2 protein-coding genes are annotated in these 1,018 nt (G+C 36.5%); both read right to left on the reverse strand.

Features of this window, described 5'->3' with window-relative positions; genetic code table 11:
• The coding region (locus FTV37_RS17705; RefSeq protein ID WP_180064366.1) for a recombinase family protein at positions 1–422 on the reverse strand (422 nt) is incomplete at its 3' end.
• Positions 423–608: 186 nt separating this feature from the next.
• Positions 609–1,018: cation diffusion facilitator family transporter (locus FTV37_RS17710; protein ID WP_180064367.1), on the reverse strand; the 410-nt coding region annotated here is incomplete at its 5' end.

Consider the following 1,018-nt stretch of genomic DNA (forward strand, 5'->3'; position numbering starts at 1 on the left):
CCTTTGTATTTCCCTTGAGCTGAGGCGAGTTTTATTCCTTCCTTTTGCCGCTCTAAAATGATCTCACGTTCGAACTGTGCAAAAGCACCCATCATTTGAAGCATCAAATTATCCATCGGGGTGGATTCGGCTGTAAAAGTAATATTTTCTTTTACAAACTGGATGGCGATCCCTCGTTTGACCAGTTTATCTACTTCAGTGACCAAATCTTTTAGGCTTCGCGCAAAACGATCCATTGAATGTACAATCACCCTGTCCCCTTCCCGGACATAGTTCAACATTTCCTGAAATTTAGGTCGGTCAGTATTTTTACCTGAAGCACGGTCAACAAAAATCCGGTCGACTTCAATTCCCTCAAGTTGACGGCCAGTGTTTTGCTCGACAGAACTTACCCGGACATACCCTACTTTTTGGCCTTTCACTTTTTCACGCCCCAATTGGATAAAAATGAACAATTTCGTAAATTATAATTCTTTAACACTAAAGTTACATGTTACTTATGATTAAAAATCATTTAAATGATACATAATTTCATGAACTTTCAGATTGTAACTTTAGGGTATACTTTAAAGTTACACAAAACATCTATATGAAGACTAAAGTCCAAATTAGTGTTTATGTTGGTTCAATGTATTACATTTCGTATTTTCTATTTGTAACGTAATTTCAGTAATATTATGATTATGTTTTAGAACTTCTAAGGCCTTTTGATAGAGTTGATCTGTATTGCTATTCGGAGCAACCAAATGAGCAGTTAAATGAATATTTCTTGAGGATATAGCCCAGACTTTCAACTGATGAATCCCTTCAACGCCCTCTAGCTTCAATAAATCATTTCTTAACGACTCAATATCAATCTCATCAGGAACTCCTTCAAGCAGAATATGAATACTTTGTTTTAATAAAATCCAAGTTCGAGGTAAGACCCAGAAGCCAATTAACACAGCGATTACGGTATCAACCCACATCCACTGGGTAAAATAAATAACTATTCCTCCGATAATCACGCCTATCGATC

This window comes from Acinetobacter sp. YH16042, from assembly GCF_013417245.1.
Classification (GTDB): domain Bacteria; phylum Pseudomonadota; class Gammaproteobacteria; order Pseudomonadales; family Moraxellaceae; genus Acinetobacter; species Acinetobacter amyesii.